General features: G+C 46.7%; 16 protein-coding genes. 14 read left to right on the top strand and 2 right to left on the bottom strand.

The features are described from left to right. Positions 1-274: 274 nt before the first annotated feature. The 4 genes from V144x_RS05705 (at position 275) to V144x_RS05690 (ending at position 6,285) form a co-directional block, all read left to right on the top strand. Positions 275-1,204, top strand: a complete 930-nt coding sequence (locus tag V144x_RS05705) for a DUF1559 domain-containing protein (protein WP_144982659.1) — start codon at positions 275-277, stop codon at positions 1,202-1,204. Positions 1,205-1,284: 80 nt separating this feature from the next. Next, on the top strand, positions 1,285-1,704 hold the full coding sequence (locus V144x_RS05700) for a hypothetical protein (RefSeq protein WP_144982656.1): 420 nt from the start codon (positions 1,285-1,287) through the stop codon (positions 1,702-1,704). A 121-nt stretch (positions 1,705-1,825) separates the two neighbouring features. Beyond that, the gene (locus tag V144x_RS05695; RefSeq protein ID WP_197998774.1) at positions 1,826-4,819 is read left to right on the top strand and encodes a PSD1 and planctomycete cytochrome C domain-containing protein; all 2,994 of its coding nucleotides are present in this window, start codon (positions 1,826-1,828) and stop codon (positions 4,817-4,819) included. A 17-nt stretch (positions 4,820-4,836) separates the two neighbouring features. Further along, positions 4,837-6,285 carry a DUF1501 domain-containing protein gene (locus tag V144x_RS05690; RefSeq protein ID WP_144982650.1) on the top strand — a complete coding sequence of 483 codons (1,449 nt, stop codon included), beginning with the start codon at positions 4,837-4,839 and terminating at the stop codon, positions 6,283-6,285. Positions 6,286-6,401: 116 nt separating this feature from the next. Here V144x_RS05690 and V144x_RS05685 read toward each other — a convergent pair whose 3' ends face one another. Next, positions 6,402-7,559, bottom strand: coding sequence for a DUF1559 family PulG-like putative transporter (locus tag V144x_RS05685; RefSeq protein WP_144982647.1), 1,158 nt, complete (start codon positions 7,557-7,559; stop codon positions 6,402-6,404). A gap of 701 nt (positions 7,560-8,260) precedes the next feature. Between V144x_RS05685 and V144x_RS05680 the strand changes: the two genes are divergently transcribed. Beyond that, a complete protein-coding gene (locus tag V144x_RS05680) occupies positions 8,261-11,371 on the top strand; it encodes a PSD1 and planctomycete cytochrome C domain-containing protein (RefSeq protein ID WP_232102726.1) in 3,111 nt (1,036 codons plus the stop codon). Positions 11,372-11,441: 70 nt separating this feature from the next. Beyond that, positions 11,442-12,878, top strand: coding sequence for a DUF1501 domain-containing protein (locus V144x_RS05675; protein WP_144982644.1), 1,437 nt, complete (start codon positions 11,442-11,444; stop codon positions 12,876-12,878). Positions 12,879-12,949: 71 nt separating this feature from the next. Here the strand turns inward: V144x_RS05675 and V144x_RS05670 are convergent, their stop codons facing one another. Next, positions 12,950-13,894, bottom strand: coding sequence for a sugar nucleotide-binding protein (locus tag V144x_RS05670; protein ID WP_197998773.1), 945 nt, complete (start codon positions 13,892-13,894; stop codon positions 12,950-12,952). A gap of 635 nt (positions 13,895-14,529) precedes the next feature. Between V144x_RS05670 and V144x_RS05665 the strand changes: the two genes are divergently transcribed. The 8 genes from V144x_RS05665 to mqnE all read left to right on the top strand — a co-directional run bounded on the left by V144x_RS05665 (position 14,530) and on the right by mqnE (position 21,589). Beyond that, on the top strand, positions 14,530-15,540 hold the full coding sequence (locus V144x_RS05665; protein ID WP_144982638.1) for a hypothetical protein: 1,011 nt from the start codon (positions 14,530-14,532) through the stop codon (positions 15,538-15,540). 84 nt (positions 15,541-15,624) lie between these two features. Then, the gene (locus V144x_RS05660; protein WP_144982635.1) at positions 15,625-15,912 is read left to right on the top strand and encodes a hypothetical protein; all 288 of its coding nucleotides are present in this window, start codon (positions 15,625-15,627) and stop codon (positions 15,910-15,912) included. Positions 15,913-16,202: 290 nt separating this feature from the next. Next, the gene (gene def, locus V144x_RS05655) at positions 16,203-16,793 is read left to right on the top strand and encodes a peptide deformylase (protein WP_144982632.1); all 591 of its coding nucleotides are present in this window, start codon (positions 16,203-16,205) and stop codon (positions 16,791-16,793) included. A gap of 137 nt (positions 16,794-16,930) precedes the next feature. Further along, complete coding sequence (gene fmt / locus V144x_RS05650) at positions 16,931-17,932, top strand: methionyl-tRNA formyltransferase (protein WP_144982629.1); 1,002 nt, start codon at positions 16,931-16,933, stop codon at positions 17,930-17,932. A 121-nt stretch (positions 17,933-18,053) separates the two neighbouring features. Next, positions 18,054-18,380, top strand: coding sequence for a hypothetical protein (locus V144x_RS05645; protein WP_144982626.1), 327 nt, complete (start codon positions 18,054-18,056; stop codon positions 18,378-18,380). Positions 18,381-18,439: 59 nt separating this feature from the next. Continuing rightward, positions 18,440-19,312, top strand: coding sequence for a DUF1570 domain-containing protein (locus V144x_RS05640; RefSeq protein ID WP_232098892.1), 873 nt, complete (start codon positions 18,440-18,442; stop codon positions 19,310-19,312). A gap of 149 nt (positions 19,313-19,461) precedes the next feature. Then, positions 19,462-20,325, top strand: coding sequence for a UbiA-like polyprenyltransferase (locus V144x_RS05635; protein WP_144982623.1), 864 nt, complete (start codon positions 19,462-19,464; stop codon positions 20,323-20,325). Between the two features lie 118 nt (positions 20,326-20,443). Then, entirely contained in the window at positions 20,444-21,589 is a 1,146-nt protein-coding gene (gene mqnE, locus V144x_RS05630; RefSeq protein WP_144982620.1) for an aminofutalosine synthase MqnE, read from the top strand. The last annotated feature ends 29 nt before the right edge of the window (positions 21,590-21,618 follow it).

The raw sequence follows: 21,618 nt of genomic DNA, 5'->3' as shown, positions 1-21,618 counted from the left end.
CAGCAGGAACCACTCTGCGTTCCCGCTATAGTATGTGGCGCGAAATTGTTCTGATTGGTACCAAAAAAAGTACGATTCACCAAATTTTGTACAAAATAACAAAACTTCCTGTACTAAATCGAAAATCGGCGCGCCATATACATTCAGAGGGCAGACTTTGGTTCAGCCATGATTTCCCTCCACTGCAATCAAGTTGAGTTATACATTCATAATCACCGGGGAATTTTTTCTTTATTTCCATCTGTTCTATTCAATGTTAGGCCAAGGAGACCTCATGTTAGTCGCTCAAATCCATGCCAGACAAAAACGCTACGCATTTACATTGATTGAATTACTGGTGGTGATTGCCATCATTGCGATTTTAATAGCACTTCTACTACCCGCAGTTCAACAGGCGCGCGAAGCGGCTCGTAGGAGTACCTGCAAAAATAACTTCAAACAACTTGGGTTAGCACTTCATAACTATCACGATGCCCATAGCCGTTTTCCTCCCGGCATGATTTATCGCGTTGCAACTCCCTCTTCTCCTGGTCCCAATGGGAAACGGACTCCATTTTGCGTGTTTTTGCTACCTTATATTGATATGGCAAATATTTATAACATGTATGACCATGATCAAAACTGGCATGCAACAGTGCATGATCCTCAGCCCGCAGGAAACGGCGTGCGACTCGTACCGATCCCTGTATGGCAATGCCCCTCTGATCGTGAAGCCATCTGGACATCTAATCCTGACGGAAGCATTCGTGGAAACTACGCTGTCAACTGGGGACAAGGCACCTTTGGCGCGCAGGGAAAAGCTGCTCCCTTTAACAATTCCTTTGGTGCTAAGTTCCGAGATATTACCGATGGATCAAGTAACACGCTGGCGATGATGGAAATGTTAAAACCGGCAACTGGTGCCAATGACTATCGGGCCTGGATCTGGAACGATGAACCGGAGACAGTAGTAATGACACGTGTCGGTCCAAACAGCTCCTCTCCCGATCTGGTAGTCCTTTGCGTCTCTGAAGGAACGCGCCTCCCATGCACAGGCTCTGTTTCTGGAAGCGGCCGCAGTAATGCATCGCGAAGCATGCATGTAGGAGGCGTGCATGCCTTATTGTGTGATGGCTCTGTACGATTTGTGTCAGAAAATATTGACCTCGCTACCTGGCAAGCTCTGAGTAGCATGGCCGGAGAAGAAGTCATCGGCGAATTTTAAATCTGTTTTCTGGATACTCAAATTGTTTTTGTAGCACTTTCCGGAGAAAGCTCAGTCATTTTAGAGGAAGGGCCAGTCAAGTGAAGAATCATGAGTTAAGCATATTAATATTCTGCTGCTCAGTTGTCTGTTTCTTTGGTTGTACCAAAGAAAAGACTTTCGAGCGAACTCAGGTTGAAGGCATGGTGACACTCAATGGTAACCCGATCGAGAAGGGAGTCATCACGTTCATTCCTGCAGGTAAAGGAGCCTCTGCCGGTGCGAAGATCGAATCGGGTAAGTTCATAATCCCCAAACAAAACGGCCCCAGCCCCGGCGATTATCGAGTGGAAATCGATTCCAGTGTCCCAACGGGAAAACAGATTCTGTCTACCGATGGAGAAACGATGGAGGACGAATTTGAAAATTCCATTCCTCCCAAATTCAATCGCCTCACTGAACTGACAGTCACACTGAAAACAGGCAATAATCAACATCTGTTTGATCTGGAAACAGACTAGTTTTTGTGAAACAAACCAACCACGATAGAAATTGTCAGTTATAATCGACTGAAACCCAGACCAGGGACAAACAATGTTCTGCCGAGTGATACTTCCCTCTGAGAGGAATCGAAAAGCGAATATGTCTTTTTTCACCAAGCTGAATTTAAAACTCATAAACTTTCTTATGCCGATCTGCTGTCTGTTGATACTGTCGACCACGTATGCCGCAGATTCGACGTTTGAAAAACAAGTCGCCCCCATTCTACAAAAGCACTGCATCCACTGTCACAATGCCAGCACCAAGGATGGAGGCCTTTCACTGGAAACCGTTGATGGCTTGCAAAAGGGAGGTGAGAATGGCCGGGTGCTGGTCGCAGGTTCGCCCACAGAAAGTCTGCTGCTGGATTACGTCACCGGTCCAGAACCGGAAATGCCCAAAAAAGGAACTCCTTTAAGCAAGGCAGAAGTTGAAATTCTGAATCAGTGGATCAAATCAGGAGCGGTATGGCCCACAGGATATCAGATTCGCGAAGCTCAGCTTTCAAACACAGACTGGTGGTCGTTTCAACCCTTGAAGCTTCCACAGGTACCACAGCTCTCAGCAGAAGATTCAAAACTGATACGTACCCCCATTGATGCTTTTCTCCTCGCTAAACTACGCAAGCAGGGACTCTCTTTTTCTCCCGTTGCAGACCGCCGAACCCTTATTCGCCGACTTTATTTTGATTTGACAGGACTGCCTCCCTCTCCAGCTGAAATCAAGAAGTTTATTAATGACCCAGATCCAAACGCCTATGCAAAACTGGCCGACCAACTTTTGGCATCACTCCGTTATGGAGAACGTTGGGCGCGGCACTGGCTGGATATTGTGCATTATGCTGACACACACGGTTACGACAAAGATAAACTGCGAAACCATGCATGGCCGTATCGGGATTATGTGATTCGAGCATTGAATGCCGACAAACCGTATACGGATTTTATTCTGGAACAGATGGCTGGTGATTTCCTGAAGCCCCATTCGCAGGACGGTATACCAGCGACCGGGTTTCTGGTTGCCGGTCCTTTTGATTGGGTAGGGCAGATCGAAATCAGAGAGGATCTTCCCGAGAAAAAAATCACACGCAATCTGGACCGGGACGATATGGTTTCGACAGTCATGAATACAACCGTCAGCCTGACCGTACAATGTGCACGCTGCCATAATCACAAATTTGATCCGATCGCCCAGGAAGATTACTACGGACTACAGGCGGTCTTTGCCGGTATCGATCGTGCAGACCGCGATTATGACCCCAATCCTCAAACGGCAAACAAACGCAAAACGCTCATGGCTGCCCAACAAAGTAATCTGAAACTAAAACAGAAAATTGAAGCGAAGATTCGCGCCCGCGGTGGAGAGAGACTGTCTCAACTGGAAACCCGGATCTCCAAAGCTGAGAACCAAAAACAGGGTCAGACATCCGCTTATGGATTTCACAGCCTCATCGAAAAGTCAGATAAAGTCAACAAATGGGTGCAACTTAAATTTAAGCAACCGGTAACAGCAGAGAAAATTATTCTGTTCGCCGCTTTTGACAATTTTAATAATATTGGAGCCGGTTTCGGATTTCCACGACGCTTCAAGCTGGAAGTTTCTGACACAGGCGACTTTGCATCAGCGCAGACAATCATCGCCGATCACAGTCAGCAGGAGTTCCCTAATCCCCGTACTAAACCTGTTGAATTCGATCTACAGGGACTTAGTTTTCAATATTTGAGAATGACAGCAACACAGCTTGCCCCCCGGGAGAATGATTTCATATTCGCTCTGGGAGAAATCAAAATCCTCGACCCCCGCGGTCAGAATATTGCCAAACAGGCGGTTGTAGAAACTCTCGATTCAATCGAAAACGCTCCCCGCTGGTCTCGTAAAAATTTAATCGATGACAAACATTATGAATCAGCCGATTCGAATCTCGATCTGGCAAAACTGAAATCGGAACGCGACCAGATTTTTGCAGGTCTCACAACGTCTGAAGAAAAGACCTCACTCAAAACTATTTCGCTGGAATTATCACGGCTGAGAAAAGAACTGAGTCAACTGCCTCAACAGCAAAAAGTGTTTGCCGCAACCACACATTTCAGACGACAGGGTAATTTTACACCGACAGAGGGGAAGCCGCGTCCCGTTTATTTACTCAGCCGAGGAAGCGAAAAAGCTCCCGTCAAAGAAGTTCAGCCTGCCACATTGAATTTTATTTCCGATCTCAAGGGAGCGTTTCAACTTGAAAAACCTGAGAACGAAGCGTCCCGCCGACTTGCCCTCGCGCGTTGGATCACACATCACAAAAACCCACTTACCTGGCGCTCGGTTGTGAACCGTGTCTGGCAATATCATTTTGGGCAGGCAATTGTGGATACGCCAAATGACTTTGGAAAAATGGGTTCACTGCCCACGCATCCCAGGTTACTGGATTATCTGGCCGTTCGCTTTCGAGATGAAGGACAATCGTTGAAAGCACTACACCGCATGCTGGTATTGAGTACCGCCTATCAACAATCCTCTCTGACTCATCAAAGAGGAAATCAAATTGACGGAGACAATCGTTTGTTGTGGCGCATGAACCGCCGCAAGCTGGAAGCTGAAGCAATACGCGACTCGGTGTTACAAGTCAGTGGAAAACTGGATCTACGCATGTATGGCCCGGGAGACCGTTTATTCGCGCTCGAAAAACCACAGCATTCACCACACTATCTCTATCAAAAATACGATCCCACGACTGAGAAAAGCCACCGACGTTCGATCTACCGCTTTATTGTGCGTTCGGTACCTGACCCGTTCATGGAATCGTTAGATTGTGCTGATCCTTCGCAGATCACTCCGAAACGCATTGAAACCTTAACGGCATTACAGGCCCTGTCACTTTTAAATGATCACTTCATGGTCAGTATGGCTTCGTTTTATGCTCAAAAAATCAAAGCGGCATCAGCAGACCAGACATCACAAATTAAACTCGCATTTGAAGTGGCCTTAGGCAGATCTCCAAGACAGGAAGAACTGGGCATCTTGCAAAACATTGGCGCTCAACATGGCATTGAAAATGTCTGTCGACTGATTTTTAACAGTAATGAATTTATCTTCATCGACTAAATAGAGAAAGTGGTCTTATGGATCGTCGAGAGTTTCTGATGTCAACGGGAGGCGGACTGGGGGGAATTGCCCTGGCTTCACTGTTGAAGAACGATCAACTGTTAGCAGCACCACAAACAAATACGCAAACGTTACACCATCCGCCTCACGCCAAACGTGTGGTCCAACTTTATATGTCGGGTGCCGCCAGTCAATGTGATACGTTTGACTATAAACCTGCACTGATTAAAGAACATGGTAAACCCTGGACTCCCGGCGAAGAAGTGAAATTGTTTCAGTCCTCACCAGGCAATACAATGCAGGCCCCATGGAAATGGAAGCAGTACGGTGATTCTGGAAAGTGGCTCAATGAATGCGTTGCTCCACTGGGGGAATGCGCGGATGATATGGCTTTCATTCATAACATGGTCAGCAAGTCGAACGTCCATGGACCAGCCACCTTTATGCAGGCCACCGGTTTCATTCTGCCTGGATTTCCCGGCATGGGTGCCTGGATCAGTTATGGACTAGGCAGCATGACCGATAATCTGCCGACCTTTGTCGTGTTGCCTGACCCACGCGGTTTTGCCCCTAATGGTGCTGCCAACTGGTCTGCCGGCTTTCTACCTGCCAGTAACCAAGGGACAATCATTCGTCCTAATTCCCAGACACCGATCTCTAATTTATTCCCCGCGTCAAATGATTTTATTACTCGCCAGAGCGATCGTGATGTGCAAGCCGCCTTAAAGCAGTTGAATCGCCGTCATGAACAGGAACGTGCAGGCGATTCTCGATTGAATGCCCGCATTCAATCGTATGAGCTGGCTGCTAAGATGCAATTGCAGGCTCCGAAGGTACTTGACCTCTCGAACGAAACCAAAAGTACGCTCAACATGTACGGGCTCGATTCAGTTGACTTTGAAGTACAAGAGGGGATTAGCGAGCAGGCTGAAATTGCTTACTTTGGACGAAACTGTCTGGTGGCAAGGCGCATGTTAGAACAGGGGGTCCGGTTTGTGCAAATCTGGTCGGGTGCTGACAACGGTTTTCCGCGTCGCAACTGGGATTCGCATGAAGATATCAAACGCGATCACTGGCCGTTAGGACGCGGCATGTCCATCGGCGCGGCTGCCTTGATTAAAGACCTCAAACAGCGCGGCATGCTGGATGATACGATTATTTTATGGACCACCGAATTTGGGAGAATGCCCTGTAGCCAGGGAAGCAAAGGCCGCGATCATAATCCATTTGTGTTTACCAATTGGCTCGCTGGAGGTGGTATCAAAGGTGGCACCACTTACGGAGAGTCGGATCAATGGTCATTCAAACCGGCTGACCCAGCCAATCCAACGATGTGTTATGACGTGCACGCCACGATTTTACACCAATTGGGAATTGATCATGAAAAGCTGACTTTCCGACATAACGGCATTGATCGTCGTTTAACCGACGTACACGGTCATGTTATAAAGGATATCATTTCATAATCGATGTCAATAAAGACGACTCCTAACTCTCTGATCAGACTCCCTACAAAAAAACGAGTGGCCGGTTAAAAACCAGCCACTCGCAATGGAATCAGCTTTTAGATAGCAGATTACGATTATTCGAAGTTACCTTTGGTCAACTGAGCATCCAACCAGGGGCCGGAGAAGACTTCAGAAGGTGATAATTCAACAGTCGCATCTGTGTGACCAGATCCACCTGATGCAGAACCAGTGAAGCCTGGGTTCAGGAACCCATCGCCATTCAAGTCCACGATAGCTTTTACGCTACCATCAGCCATCAGAATATTGACGATTTTGTTACGACCACGACCGTGCCATGCAAACCAGTCACGAGAATCCTGTAACCAGAGCGTTCCGTCAGGACCAGCTGTTCCAGCACGGTTTTGGTCGGGAAGTTCAGTAGGAATCGCTCCCACCACATTGGTACCAGCAGGCATCAAGTCGATCGCTCCGCCAGTTCCCGCTGCAGGATTCCAAAAGCCAGGACCATCATTAAATGATTCTGCCAATCGGTTACCAGCTTCCAGAAATCCTGGAATTGTATCAGTCAATACCGCTTCACTGGCATCCCCGGGAGCACCACATCCCATGAATGAGACTGCGGAAGAAGAAACCCGAGAAGAATCCAGACGACGAATGGTTAGAGGACCTAAGCTGCCAGCAAATCCTTTCAAACCAGATGAAGTCACACCGGCGTTGGTTTTTGCCCCGGAGCGAACCAAAAACCAGCTAGAAGCATAGTTCGTTCCATATCCATCTTCCAGCAATTTAGCTACTTGAAGAATTCGAGCAGGAGTACCTTCTGTACCTGAAGTCCAGGTTGCACAAACTCCTTCACTCAGGCGGCTGAGTGGAGCTGAGTCTTTATTACTGGTGTTTGCAACACCAATCATGTCGTTCAGCTTTTCAGACCCGAGCAATGTAGATGAGGGGCACAGCATTTTCTGTGGAAGACCGGATCCACTGTTAACCATATCTGCCACCCAACCCCAAGTGTCAGGACATCCGTCACGACGGAAATCGTAGGCTCCTGTGCAGTATCTTCCGCTGGGATCTGTAGAAGCGAAAGAGTGCATGGAAATACCAAACTGACGAAGATTGCTTTTACATTGAGAAGAACGTGCAGATTCTCGTGCTGCGAAGACTGCTGGAATCAGCAGAGCAGCTAACAAAGCGATGATCGAAATCACCACCAAAAGTTCGATCAGAGTAAAACCTGATCGTTTGACAGTAAGAGCACGTGATTTTTTCATGTTGTTTCCTGTTTTTCAAAAATAGTTTGACAGTTAGATTTCGTGTACATAGAAGGCTTAGAACAATTTACTTTTCTCAATTAGAACAGTTCATCCCCATCAGTTAGGCAATTGATGTTTGAATATGATCTGCCCCCCTCGACTCACTCTTAGATTGAATTCAACCTTAACTTTTCTCTTGAAACTTTACTTGCCGGCTGAAAGTCTCAATTGGGAGTACGATATCGAGTGAATGTGAAGATATTTCCTTAAGACATGTTAAGAAGAAATGAAAAATGCGTAGCAAAATTGATCAAATCGCGCCTTTTGTTAACGTTTAATGAAAATACAGCAATGAATTCGCGTGTGTCTTCATAATTATGTGTCTCAATTTGAAGAGACCCCAAGAGACAAAACTTGAATTTCCCACCCGTCGTCCCCTATAATAAGACGTATAGACTTCAGGTCATCAGCCCACCTTGCCTAGCCTTAAGTCACCTGCTCGTTTGGTTTTAGAAACTATTGAGCTACCCCACTTTTGGGTAAAGTGGCGGACCGGTATTCACTCGTGTTTGGTTTTGAAGTTTGAAAATCAATCCGATTAACAGAAAAATCCGTGTTTGCAAATTTACTGACGAGTCTTAACAGTCAGTCAAAATGTGCCCCGCATCTTTCTTCTAATCACCTTGATTTCCAAACTTCATAGGTTAACCGAAAGAATCATGATGGTCGTTCGAACGCTCGCATTATTGTCTCTCTGCTGCGGAATATTCGTAGTATCACTGTTTCAGTTTAGCTTTGCAGAAACAAAAAATTCAGCACAGACCGAATTGGATTTTGCCACAGTTATCCGCCCTCTGCTTTCTGATGGTTGTTTCTCCTGTCACGGTCCCGATGACGAACACCGCGAAGCAGATTTACGGTTAGACTTAAAAGAAACCGCCTTTGGTTCACACGATGGTCATGCTTTAATCGTTCCCGGCAAACCATTGGAAAGCTTGCTTTATCAACGCATCATTTCTACTAACGAAGACGAACGCATGCCGCCTGTTGACTCGGGCAAAAAACTGTCTCCGTCCGACATTGAAAAAGTGCGAAAATGGATTGAAGCAGGCGCCCCCTGGGCTTCGCATTGGGCTTTTAGTCCTCCCGAAAAAGCAACACTGCCACAGGTGAGTGAACAACATCTGGTGCAAAATCCTATTGATGCTTTTATTTTGGAAAAACTGGAAAAGGAGAAGCTTTCTTTCTCCCCCAAAGCCGACCGTACGACGCTACTGCGGCGTCTGAGTCTGGACCTCATTGGGTTGCCTCCCAGTATTGAAGAAGTCGATCAGTTTCTGAGTGACAAACGCCCCGATGCTTATGAAAAACAGGTTCAACGACTACTTGCTTCACCACACTATGGTGAGCGTTGGGGACGTATCTGGCTTGATGCAGCCCGCTATGCCGATTCAAACGGCTACGAAAAAGATGCCCCACGCAACGTGTGGCTTTATCGTGACTGGGTGATTGACGCACTGAATCAGAACATGCCTTATAATCAATTTATCATCGAACAGATCGCCGGTGACCTGCTGCCAAATGCAACACAAGATCAAATAGTGGCAACTGGTTTCATGCGTAATTCGATGTTGAACGAAGAGGGTGGCATAGATCCAGAAGAATTTCGGATGGCTGCCATGTTTGACCGCATGGATACCATTGGTAAAAGCGTGATGGGGCTCACATTACAATGTGGTCAATGCCATACTCATAAATACGATCCTTTAACACAGGAAAACTATTATCAGATTTTTGCCTGCATCAACAATTCTTATGAAGCCAGCATCCGCGGCTACACGGACGAAGAACAACAACAACGGGAAAAGCTTTTTCAGAAAATCAGAGCCATTGAAAAGACTCTCAAAGCAAAGACCCCGGACTGGTCGACAAAAATGGCAGCCTGGGAACAATTGGTCCAACAAAACCAACCTCAATGGACAGTGTTAAAACTCACCAACTTAGACAGTAACTCCCAACGCTACTTTGAACAGGAAGACCAATCAGTACTGGCACAGGGGTATGCTCCTTCTAAATTCACTTCCAATTTTGGAGCGACAGTTGATGCTTCAGAAATCAATGCGATCAAACTGGAATTGTTGAATCACCCCAATCTACCCGCCGGAGGGCCGGGAAGATCCATCGAAGGGCTCTGTGCTTTGACAGATCTCAAACTTACGGTGGAAAATGTAAAAGATCCGAAACAGAAAACGAATGTGAAATTTTCCGAAGTCACCGCAGACTTCAGTAATGAACGTCAGGAATTGTCCCCGAAATATGGAGATAAAAAGGGAGTGCGCGGTTTCATCGGACCAGTCTCTTACGCAATCGATGGAGACAACACTACTGCCTGGGGCATTGATGCCGGTCCGGGACGATGCAATCAACCTCGCGAAGCCGTATTTCGCGCCGAAAAACCGTTTGGTTATCCGGAAGGAACCAGGTTCAAAGTAAGTCTGGTGCAAATGCATGGAGGCTGGAACAGTGATGACAATCAAAGTATGAATCTGGGACGTTTTCGTATTTCTTGCACGACTTCCGAAAATGCCAAGGCAGATCCTGTTCCCGATCATGTCAGACAGATACTGCTAATTCCAACAGCAAAAAGAACAGCAGAACAACAAAATCAGGTTTTCAGCTACTGGATCACAACGGTCCCTGAATGGAAAACAGAGGTTGCTCAGATTGAATCCCTCTGGAAGCAACACCCTCGAGGCACAACACAGTTGGTTTATCAAGAGCGTCCTGCCACACGAAAAACTCACTTACTGGATCGCGGCGACTTTCTTAAGAAAAAACAAGTCGTCGATCCTGGAGTTCCTGATTTTCTGCATGCCTTGCCTCAAGGGACACCAATCAATCGACTGACATTTGCACGCTGGCTCGTGGATCGTAAATCTCCAACCACAGCCCGCGCGATCGTGAATCGAGTCTGGCAGGCCTACTTTGGAAAAGGTTTCGTCAGTACCAGCGAAGACCTCGGTTCACAAGGTGAAGCACCGACACACCGTAAACTGTTGGACTGGATGGCAGTCTGGTTTATGGACGAAGGCTGGGACTTGAAGAAACTGCATACGCTGATCGTCACTTCACGAACCTATCAGCAATCATCACAAGTCAGTCCAAAACTTTATGAAAAAGATCCTTATAATCGGCTCTTCGTCCGTGGCCCCCGCTATCGAGTGGATGCGGAGATTGTGAGAGATATCGCCTTAAAAGCTGGAGGGCTTTTAAATACAGAAATCGGCGGCCCTTCTGTTTATCCACCGGCACCCGCGTTTCTGTTTCAGAAACCGGCCAGTTACGGTCCCAAAACCTGGAATGAAGACAAAGACCAGGATCGCTATCGTCGCGCCATTTATACGTTCCGTTTCCGTTCGGTCCCTTATCCCATGCTACAAGCCTTTGATGCCCCCAATGGCGATATTTCGACAGTCAGACGTTCTCGATCGAATACACCTTCACAGGCACTGACCACACTCAACGAAACACTCTTTTTAGAATGTGCGACTGGCCTAGCGGAGATCATCTTGACCCAGCAGGAAAATACAGATGAAGGACGAATTGAAACCGCATTTCGTCGTTGTGTTTCACGCCGACCTTCTGATTCAGAGAAACAACTACTCACCCAGTTCCTGACAAAACAACGCAACTATTTTGCCAAACATTCAGATGAAGCAAAACAGATTGCTGCTACCCCAAAAACAAAGATTCCCAATACCGAATTTGCAGCCTGGGTAGCTTTATCACGCGTACTACTCAATATGGATGAAACAATTACAAAAGAATAACCGAAGTTTACCAGCTACGTACTGAACAGAACTGACAAGCGGCTCTTTTTTATCAAAACAGGTAATACTTATGAATAATCATCCCGTTCATACATCACAACACATCGCACGACGCTGGTTTCTGGAACAGTGCGGAGTCGGCCTGGGTGCCATCGCAGTGAATCAACTCTTGCTGGAATCTGGTTATGCCGCCCCCAAAAATAACATCGTGGCTCAGGACCCGTTGGCAACCAAACAACCGCATCATCCTCCCAAAGCGAAAAATATCATTTTTCTGTTCATGGGTGGTGGTCCCAGTCATCTGGAATTGTTTGATAACAAACCCGTATTAGGGAAATTTGACGGAAAACTCCCTCCTGAAGATTTATTGAAGGGATATCGCGCCGCGTTTATCGACCCCAAATCAAAATTTTTAGGTCCGAAATTCAAATTTGCGAAACATGGTGAATCGGGAGCGGAACTCTCTGAACTGCTACCGCATCTGGCAGAAGTCGCCGACGACATTGCGATCATCAAAAGTATGAAAACCGATGCCTTCAATCATGCACCCGCTCAAATTCAGGCACTCACTGGTTCACAACTTTTCGGAAAACCAAGTCTGGGGGCGTGGACGCTCTATGGATTAGGGAGTGAGTCAAAAAATCTACCCGGTTTCGTTGTTTTCAGTTCCGGTAACAAAGGACCCAGCGGTGGAAATTCGTGCTGGGGCAGCGGTTTTCTCCCGACAGTTCATCAGGGGGTCATGTTCCGTGGCGGACAGGAACCCGTACTCTACTTAAAAAATCCACCAGGAGTCTCTGAGCAATTACAACGTGACTCGCTCGATACGTTAAAGGCCTTGAATCAAAATCGCTTGAATCTAGTAGGCGATCCGGAAATTGCCACACGCATCAATTCGTTTGAAATGGCGTACCGTATGCAATCCAGTGCCCCTGATGTCATGAACATCGCCCAGGAAACCAAAGAGACGCTCAAAATGTACGGTGCCGAACCCGGCAAAACCTCGTTTGCGAATAACTGTCTTCTCGCCCGCAGACTCGTTGAGCGAGGTGTGCGTTGCGTGCAATTGTTCCATGAATCCTGGGACCAGCATGGCGGTCTCGTAGGTGGTTTGAAAAATAACTGTAAAGCCACCGACCAAGGCGCAGCAGCTTTGATTAAAGATCTCAAACAGCGTGGTTTATTAAAAGATACCCTCGTCATTTGGGGAGGAGAATTCGGTCGTACTCCCATGGTGCAGGGGGGAAATGACGGACGTGACCATCACCCCAATGCGTTTACCATGTGGCTGGCAGGAGGTGGCATCAAAGGGGGAACTACGATCGGACGCTCCGATGATTTCGGCTTCAACGTGATTGAAGATGAAGTCCCCGTATATGATTTACACGCCACGATTTTGCATCTTCTGGGACTGAATCCCGAACGACTCTCTTACCGCTTCCAGGGATTGGATCAGCGTTTGATTGGGGTCAATCAAGCCAAGGTCGTCAAGAAAATCCTGGCTTAAAACATCGATCAGCCAATCAATAAAAAACCCTCGCTTTTAGCGAGGGTTTGATTTCGGTTATCTTATCTTGCCTAAGCAGCAATTTCCTGTTCGAACTGCCTGGCTGGCTCATTATTCAAACGATTGAGAAAACCATTATGCTGTTGGTCATAAAGTCGTTTCAAACCATCGTCAAGCATGGGCATTGAAATACTCAACTGACGACGAATTTTTTGAGTATGAAGTGACGTTTCTCCATTGGCGAAACCAGTGGGTCTTTCATTCAACACTTCAGCCCGGGGAAATGCCGGTTCCGAAAGTCCAAATGTTTTTGCGAGTCGTTGAATGAAATCTGCAGGACTGATTCGTTCGCCACCTGCGACGTGAAAAATTCCTGTCAAACGTTCCTGATAAGCATGTTCGATAATTGCAGCCAGGTCGGTTGCTAATAAAGGTGTTGCATGCCGATAACAATTATTTTGAGAAAATGTACCTGCCTCCAATGTCTGTACGATTTCTTCGATGCTACCTGTACCATTAGCAGTCGGTGACCAGCCAAACACGTTCGTTCTAATAATCAGAGTATTATCACAAAGGCTGACTTCACGTTCGATAGCACGAATTAAATCTGCCTCCTGGCTTTCACACACGCCCTGACAGTCTTCTTCGTGAAACATCCAAGGTCCCGTGAAAACGGCGTCGGATGAAATATGTGTAAAGCGTGCACAGTGCAACTCCGATGCATTCACCCAGTTACGGACTGCCAATACAGGATCGTTCGAGGTGAATTTCGCCGGATCAACAGACCAGGCAGAGTGAGCGGCAACGCCACAATAGACGACCCACTGTGGACGAATTGTTGAGAGCCAATGTTCGGCGGTCTCTACGTCATCTTCCAGATAAGTATGAGTTTCACATCCCTGGATGAAAACCGGTGTCGATGAAGTTAATCCGATAACCCGATATCGATTGGATAAACAGGTTGCGATATTTGCTCCGGCAACCGTATCAAGTCCAACAACCAGAACTGTTTCCACGCCGCGCCTCCATGCTATGACGTTGTTGTATAATATCAGTCAGTACTTTGATCTTCGCTCAATATTGAAAGAAGCTTCTTATTTTTAAGAATTGCTTCCTCTTCAAATTTTCGAAAATCATTCTCACAAACCAATCCATCTGTTTCGCGAGAGGGGGAGTATAGTTGGGATTCATGATTTTCACCAACCCCAATTTTTAAGGGAATTTGAAAATCGTAAATTGGCTCTGAAATTCCCTTTGTGAACCACAAATTTCAGATGATTTTTGATCTAACTCGTATGAAATATCTCTGCTGTCAATCCTTCCAAGGAGTCGAATTCCATCCGGCAAGAATCAGAATTCAGAAATATTTTTGGTAAAAAATGACCAAATCAGAAAAAAGGTTAAAGGTTTTTGTACTTTCTTATTTCATTCTTTGCATTCGTATTGACCTGACTTCCAAAAAGCAATATCTTCCCGCCTCACATTAGTGATTCTTGCGCCTGTTCTATGGGCCTGTCACTCACCTCCCACACTGATTACCCATCAATTGATTCACTGATTACCTTTCATATCAAGTTGTATTGTTTTATTTCCAATGAAATTGAACGATGCACCAACACTTTTTGTTTCACATATAAAGATAACTTAATCCATGTCCGTTTCGCGTCATTTACCAGAATACCCAATTCTTCTTGCAGGGGTTTCCGCTTCTGTCAGAGAGGGCTTGCGCGAAATGGGACTCTCGGTCATCGAACTTCAGGATGACCTGGCTCAGCTTTCAGGTTACCAGCCATCGCGGTGGAACCTGTTACTGGTAGGATCTCAGAAAACTTTCAATGAGCATGACTTGCAGATTCTCTCTCACTGTAATATTCCATTGATTGACCTTTCTGAATTTGCCAGCCCCTCTGCCACTGGTCGCCAGAAGAGTGAACTGGGTAAACAAGCCGATGTTGAAGTCGAACAGTTTCATTCCCAGTTTGTTATTCAACTCAAAGAACGTTTACAACAAACGGGAGGCGCCTGGATCAGATTAGCCGACTATCCCTACCCTTATCAGGGTGTGATTTGCTACGGCGAATCTGCTTTGGGAAAAGAATTCCGCGAGTTCTCAAATGTGATGAGCCCCTTACCGGTTCCCCTGGAGTTGTTGCATTTGAAATCAGAATACGACTGGCATGGCAAGTTCGACACTCAAGTTCAACGTAAGTTCCGTGTGGATTTGATAAGTCGATATCGACAAGGGTTGCCTGTATCGCTCCCTTCAGTTCCATCGCGGAAAGAACTCGACCTGTTATTACAAAATATCAACCTGGATCGAAAGCAAATACCGCTTGTCTGGGTCACCTCCCTGGAAACGTTTTTTCGCTGGTGGAATTTACGGCGTCAGCTTGGTGTCAGCATCAGTCGAATTTCATCTGGTTGGGAAACCGTAATCTCCGGTCAGTTTCAAGGGTTTGGACCCGGTCTCCAAATTTGGAGGGGACAGCACTCCGCCACGGTCTCATTAACCGAAGGAGTCAATGAAATCCGAGACGAATCAATTGCTTTTGTTACAAATCCACAGCGGCATCCTGGTGGATTTACCGCACACTGGGCTGGTTTGAATTCCAGTCAAGTTCCCATCAACTTAAACAAATCGGCAACTTCGGTTGCTTCATAACCTATTGATACTATTCCACATCACAAATTGAAGATCAGCGATAAACTTTTTATCGCGTCATTGTTGAAGAAAAGGATTACTCTAATGAAACGTTTTGGATTTATGTTTCTGGGTCTTGCATTAATTACCATGACGACAGGCTGTCACTGCGGATCACGTTGTGGTGGCTACTATGGTCCAACGGCCCCCTTCGGTGGAGGTGGTGGATGCTCATCAGGTAATTGTGGAACTGGCCTTGGTGCTCCCACATACGCACCACAGGGAGCTTATAACAGCTACAATACCTATCAATCGACGGCTGGTGCACCAGTGATTCAAGGAACAGTTCCTACAACAGCCTATGCACCACTTGATCCACTTCCCATGTATTAAGCCAAATACAAAGAAGTGATTCACTGCAGTCTTGTCAACTCGGCCTGATTCAGGCCGAAGGGCAGGATCTATCAATCGTTTCCTGCCATGAGGGCAGGAAGCATTGTACAAAAAAACTGCAACAATGCATTTGTTCGCGGACATATGGATTGTATCTCGCTTTCAGCCTTGATATACAGGTAGTTATGTCATTTATCGGCTCGCCTGCGCATAGCGTTCGCCGGGATAAATGAGACTTTTATGAGAACTCCCACTGTATAAATACCCTGCCAGGGGTAACATCAATAGTTATGGCTGCTCTACAAATCGTGAACTATCCCCACCCTGCTCTCCGCTGGGTTTCGAAGCCCATCAAAAGCATATCACCAGATTTACGTGATACGGTGCGAACGATGTTTGATCTGATGTATGAGGCACGGGGAATCGGCTTAGCTGCCAATCAGGTGGCACTTCCGTATCGTCTGTTTGTGATCAACCTGACATCGGATCCCAATGAAACAGAAGAAGAATTTGTATTCATTAATCCGGAAATCACAAAACGCAAAGGAACCACTGAAGGCGAAGAAGGCTGTTTAAGTCTTCCGCAGCTTTATGGAGATGTCAAACGATCGGAAGAAATCACGGTCGAAGCCTATGATCTGGATGGTCAATTGTTTGAAATCACTCTGGATGATCTGGCCGCCCGTGCTGTGCAGCATGAGCATGATCATCTGGAAGGAATTTTGTTTCCCGATCGAATGGTTGAAGCAAAGCGCGAAGAGCTGGAAGCGCAAATTGCAGATTTTGAATCTGAATTCCTGCATAAACAGCAACAAGGCGAATACCCGTCTGATGAGGAAATTCGCAAACAACTATCTCAATTGGAACTCGATCTGGGCTAAAAAACATCAGTCAACTCCTGAAGTTTGTTCGCGCATTGTCGAAATCGATACGAGGTTTTTCAGGAAACCTGATCGCAATTGAGTGGTTTTCAGCTTAGAAATGATTGATTGTTAGTCTAGATTGAGGAGAAATACCAGTGCCATTAAAAGTTGTGATGATGGGAACCGGGACGTTTGCCATCCCCGCATTTCAGGCGCTCATCGATTCCGATCATCAGGTTCTCGGCTTGTATACTCAGCCTGACCGCACCGGCCGTGGGCATCATCGGCACAAAAATCCAATGAAAGAATTAGCGCTCGAGCACGAGATTCCAGTCTTTCAACCTCCCAAAATTAACCAATCAGAATCGCTCGATGAATTACGAAGCCTAAAGGCAGATGTTTTCCTGGTGGCCGCTTATGGTCAGATTCTCTCACAAAAGCTGTTGGACATTCCGAAGCAGGGGGCTTTCAATCTACATGCCTCACTGTTGCCTCAATACCGTGGGGCGGCCCCAATTTTATATGCGATTCGGAATGGAGAAACCAAAACTGGTGTTTCCCTGTTTCGGATCGAGCGTTCTCTTGACTCCGGTCCTGTGGCTGCCATGGTCGAAACGCCAATCGGCCCCAAAGAAACCACAGGCGAAGTTCAAGAACGACTGGCGGCACTTGCTGCCCCACTCGCGATGCAAGTGCTCGATAGCATTGAGCAGGGTACGCTGGTGGAAACTCCTCAAAATCATGAAGAAGCAACGTTAGCCCCCACTCTGGATAAAGGGGAAGGTGCCATCGACTGGAATCAAAGCACCTTTCAAATCGGGTGTCATGTCAGAGCCATGCAACCCTGGCCAAGCCCATTCTCATTTTTACACCAATCCGGACAAGAACCGTTAAGATTGCTCGTTCTGGATGTCGAAAATGTCACAACAGACGAGCTGAACTCACTTAATGTCAATCAAGGACAACAAGATTCGTCTCCCGGGACAGTCGTTTTTGCCAATACAAAACGGGTGATAATCAGATCGGGTGATGGGTTCCTGGAGCTGAAACAGGTACAACCACAGGGGAAACGCGCCATGCAGATCGATCAGTTCCTGTGTGGCAAAAAAATCAGTCCGGGTGACTACTTCAATCCACCAGACCCTCATAATGTATAAATGAATACAAATTTGTATTGAGACCACAAGTTCACTCTTGCTGCATTTCCCTGTTTCTGAGATGATCCCGCCCCTGATCTAAGACGATGGACTACTATTTAATACAAGGAACTGTGCTAAGATGCGCCGAATTATAGCGTCTCTGCTCTTCATGCTGATTGGAGCCGGAGGCATGTACGCCGCTTTTGAATATCATTTAATACAATCGAAAGAAGGTTGGTTAGTGGTCCCCAAATCACAAGCCGGGCTCCGCGATGCTTATGTCGACATCAGAGAATGGCGTGCAGCGAACTGGAAAGAGCACCCAAGATTGGCGCAGTCATTGATTGATGACGGTAAAGGAAATCTCATCATTCAATCAGCCTCAAATGGACTGCTTGATGGGGTGTTCCAACTGCCAAACAAGAAACGTTCTGCTGAGAAAGAAGAGAGTTCCGTTAAACTTTAATAAACCATAGCCCCAGGTTTTGATCCACTTACTGCTCAATGAGATAATACCCACCCATCGTGAAACCACAATCACTCACTAGTTTTGGTAACATTTCAGACACGCATTGTCTGACAGCACTCAAATCAATGGCTTTGAGTGTTTGTCTGACTTTCTGCCTGCTTCTGACTGAAGGATGTCATAGTGCGGCAAAAAATCAAACCGTCCATCTGCCAGCCCGACACAGCGTCAGTGCAGAACAATTAATTGTCTTGAGTGATTTTAAACTGGGCCAGGACCATGAACTGTTTCAGGACTTAATTCAACTGCGTGAAGATGTCGCCGAGACATTAAACATCCCGCTTAACAGCGAGCAAGTGACCGTGTATCTCTTCTCGAACGAAGAAGAATATCGCAACTATCTGGATCTCACCTACCCGGGTTTGCCTCCGCGCCGCGCCTACTTTGTCGGAACGCCCAAAGAATTAGCCGTGTATACGTTTTGGGGCGAGCGTATTCAGGAAGATTTGCGACATGAATTTACGCATGGACTACTACATGCCAGCCTGAAAACAGTACCGCTCTGGTTGGATGAAGGACTTGCGGAATATTTTGAAGTTGCTGGTAATACACCAGGGCAAATCAACCGCGATCATGCATCACGTTTAACGGCAGCACTTGATAATGGCTGGAAGCCCGATATGAAACGGCTGGAACAGCTTGAAAAAGTCTCGCAGATGCAGCGGGTAGACTATCAGGAAGCCTGGGCCTGGGTTCATTTCATGCTTAACAGTAACCCCGATGCACGCGCCACGCTACTGGACTATCTGGCAGAACTGAAAACAGACGATCAACCTGAAGTATTAAGTGCGCGTCTCCCACGCGATATCCCTGGAGTCGATGAGCGTTTTCTGAACTATGTCGCTTCGCTCAACACTTTCCCATCGAGGTAATCTAAGAAATATAGATTTCCCTGGCCTTGCACTCAGTTTCGCGGCCGGCTGACTTGGGAGCCGTCTCGCAATCAGCTAAGATAAACCACAGCAAATATGCATTCATAACCTTGTGTGTCTGAAGACAAACCCCATTTCTGGACTTAAAAATGTTGGCCCGACTGCGTCTGCTGCTGGAATTAATTCGCTTCAGCCATACCATTTTTGCACTCCCTTTTGCGCTACTCTCAGCAGTGCTGGCCTGGCGCGGACACGAAGTTCGCTGGCAGCAGTTAGTAGGAATTCTGTTATGTATGCTGTTTGCACGCTCAGCGGCGATGGCATTTAACAGACTCGTTGATCGCGAAATTGACGCACAAAATCCGCGCACTCAAGGCCGCCACCTCCCCGCTGGGTTGATTAGTGTGCGTGCGGTATTTCTCTTTACTCTGATCACGTCGCTGGCGTTCATTGCATCGACACTCCTCTTTCTTCCCAATCGCTGGCCCCTTTATCTGTCGGTCCCTGTTCTGCTCTTCTTGCTTGGTTATTCTTATGCCAAACGATTTACCATCTGGTGTCATTACTGGCTCTCCACGGCTCTCATGCTCTCTCCCATTGCCGCCTGGATTGCCATTCGAGGCAGCCTTTCGATTGAACCACTGCTGTTGGGGGCCGTTGTATTTTTCTGGGTGGGAGGCTTTGACATCATTTACGCCTGCCAGGATGTGCAATTTGACCAGGCAAAGCGACTTTCCAGCATCCCTTCCCGATGGGGCATCAAAAAAGCACTCCGCTTTGCCATGCTCAGTCACTTCATGACCATTGTCTGCCTTTTCAGTCTGTGGTATGTAGCCGCTCTGGGAATCCCTTTTTTACTGGGAATTCTTGTCGTATCCGGTCTGCTGGTGTACGAGCATCTGCTTGTAAATCCAGAAGATCTGGGACGCGTCAATCTGGCATTTTTTCATGTCAATGCTCTGATCAGTATTGGTTTGTTCTTTGTGGGATTGATTGACGTCTGGCTCGCATAAGACTGTCTGAATCGTCATAATAGAAGCGCTTATAGAGAGCAATTAACAGGGTTAGCTCGCATGTTTTATACAGAGCTGCAAAGCAAAAGTATTACTTAAAAAATCAACAGTCAGTCTGATGAATTTAAATCAAAACGAACAGGAACAGTTACAAGTCATTACCCGCAAAGTAGAAGCCGGAGAACGAATCAGCTTCGATGAAGGGGTTTTTCTGGATGAGAAAGTGGATATTCTCACACTGGGGCAACTCGCTAATCAGGTTCGCGAACGTAAGAACGGCAACTTTGCATTTTATAATACGAACATACATTTGAATCCCACAAATGTATGTGTCTATCGTTGTAAGTTCTGTGCATTCCGGTCCGATCTGAAATCACCCCGCGGTTACACGTTCACAGACGAGATGATTCGCGAGCGTGTTCAGGAAGCACGAGCTACCGGAGCCACCGAAATTCACGTCGTCGGCGGATTACATCATCAGAAAAAATTTGACTGGTATTTAAATGTGGTACGTGTGATTCGAGAAGAATATCCGGAACTGCATATTAAAGCCTGGACTCCCGTGGAAATCAACTGGTTTAGTTTTTTGACAAAAAAGCCAACACGCTGGGTTTTAGAGCAGATGATGGAAGCAGGGCTTTCCAGTATGCCTGGTGGCGGGGCTGAAATTTTCCATCCTGAAGTCCGCGAACAAATTTGTGAGCACAAAGCTGATGCCGAAAGTTGGCTGAACATTCATCGCGAAGCACATGGTCTCGGCTTAAGAAGCAATGCCACGATTCTATACGGCCACTACGAGCAAGCCAGACACCGCATCGACCACTTGTGCCGTCTCCGAGACTTGCAGGATGAAACAGGAGGCTTTCAGACTTTTATTCCTTTGGCCTTCCATCCTGAAAATACAGGCATGTCAGAAATCCGAAAAGCTTCCGGCATGATGGATCTCAAAGTCGTTGCGCTGTCGCGAATCATGCTGGACAATTTTGACCACATCAAAGCCTACTGGATTATGTTAGGCGAGAAAACCGCACAAACAGCATTGAGTTTTGGAGCAGACGATCTGGATGGCACTGTTGTCCATGAACTGATTTATCACGATGCCGGTGCCAAAACACCAGAAGGCCTGACTGTAGAACAACTACACCGACTGATTGAAGAGGCCGGTCGGATTCCCGTCGAACGTGATACACTTTATCGACACGTTGTGAGGGAGGGAGCTACCTGGAGTGTGGGAGAACCCATCCTGACTTCTGCTGCTTCGTAAACCACCACTATCAATCAGGAGAAATATTG

Source organism: Gimesia aquarii, assembly GCF_007748195.1.
Classification (GTDB): domain Bacteria; phylum Planctomycetota; class Planctomycetia; order Planctomycetales; family Planctomycetaceae; genus Gimesia; species Gimesia aquarii.
This window is presented reverse-complemented; position numbering and strand designations above follow the sequence as displayed.

Coding starts and splice junctions, on each gene's coding strand:
- V144x_RS05680 (WP_232102726.1), top strand. CDS start 8,261: ATGATGGTCGTTCGAACGCTCGCATTATTGTCTCTCTGCTGCGGAATA.
- V144x_RS05645 (WP_144982626.1), top strand. CDS start 18,054: ATGCGCCGAATTATAGCGTCTCTGCTCTTCATGCTGATTGGAGCCGGA.
- V144x_RS05675 (WP_144982644.1), top strand. CDS start 11,442: ATGAATAATCATCCCGTTCATACATCACAACACATCGCACGACGCTGG.
- V144x_RS05695 (WP_197998774.1), top strand. CDS start 1,826: ATGTCTTTTTTCACCAAGCTGAATTTAAAACTCATAAACTTTCTTATG.
- V144x_RS05635 (WP_144982623.1), top strand. CDS start 19,462: ATGTTGGCCCGACTGCGTCTGCTGCTGGAATTAATTCGCTTCAGCCAT.
- V144x_RS05660 (WP_144982635.1), top strand. CDS start 15,625: ATGAAACGTTTTGGATTTATGTTTCTGGGTCTTGCATTAATTACCATG.
- V144x_RS05690 (WP_144982650.1), top strand. CDS start 4,837: ATGGATCGTCGAGAGTTTCTGATGTCAACGGGAGGCGGACTGGGGGGA.
- V144x_RS05685 (WP_144982647.1), bottom strand. CDS start 7,559: ATGAAAAAATCACGTGCTCTTACTGTCAAACGATCAGGTTTTACTCTG.
- V144x_RS05705 (WP_144982659.1), top strand. CDS start 275: ATGTTAGTCGCTCAAATCCATGCCAGACAAAAACGCTACGCATTTACA.
- V144x_RS05665 (WP_144982638.1), top strand. CDS start 14,530: ATGTCCGTTTCGCGTCATTTACCAGAATACCCAATTCTTCTTGCAGGG.
- mqnE (WP_144982620.1), top strand. CDS start 20,444: ATGAATTTAAATCAAAACGAACAGGAACAGTTACAAGTCATTACCCGC.
- def (WP_144982632.1), top strand. CDS start 16,203: ATGGCTGCTCTACAAATCGTGAACTATCCCCACCCTGCTCTCCGCTGG.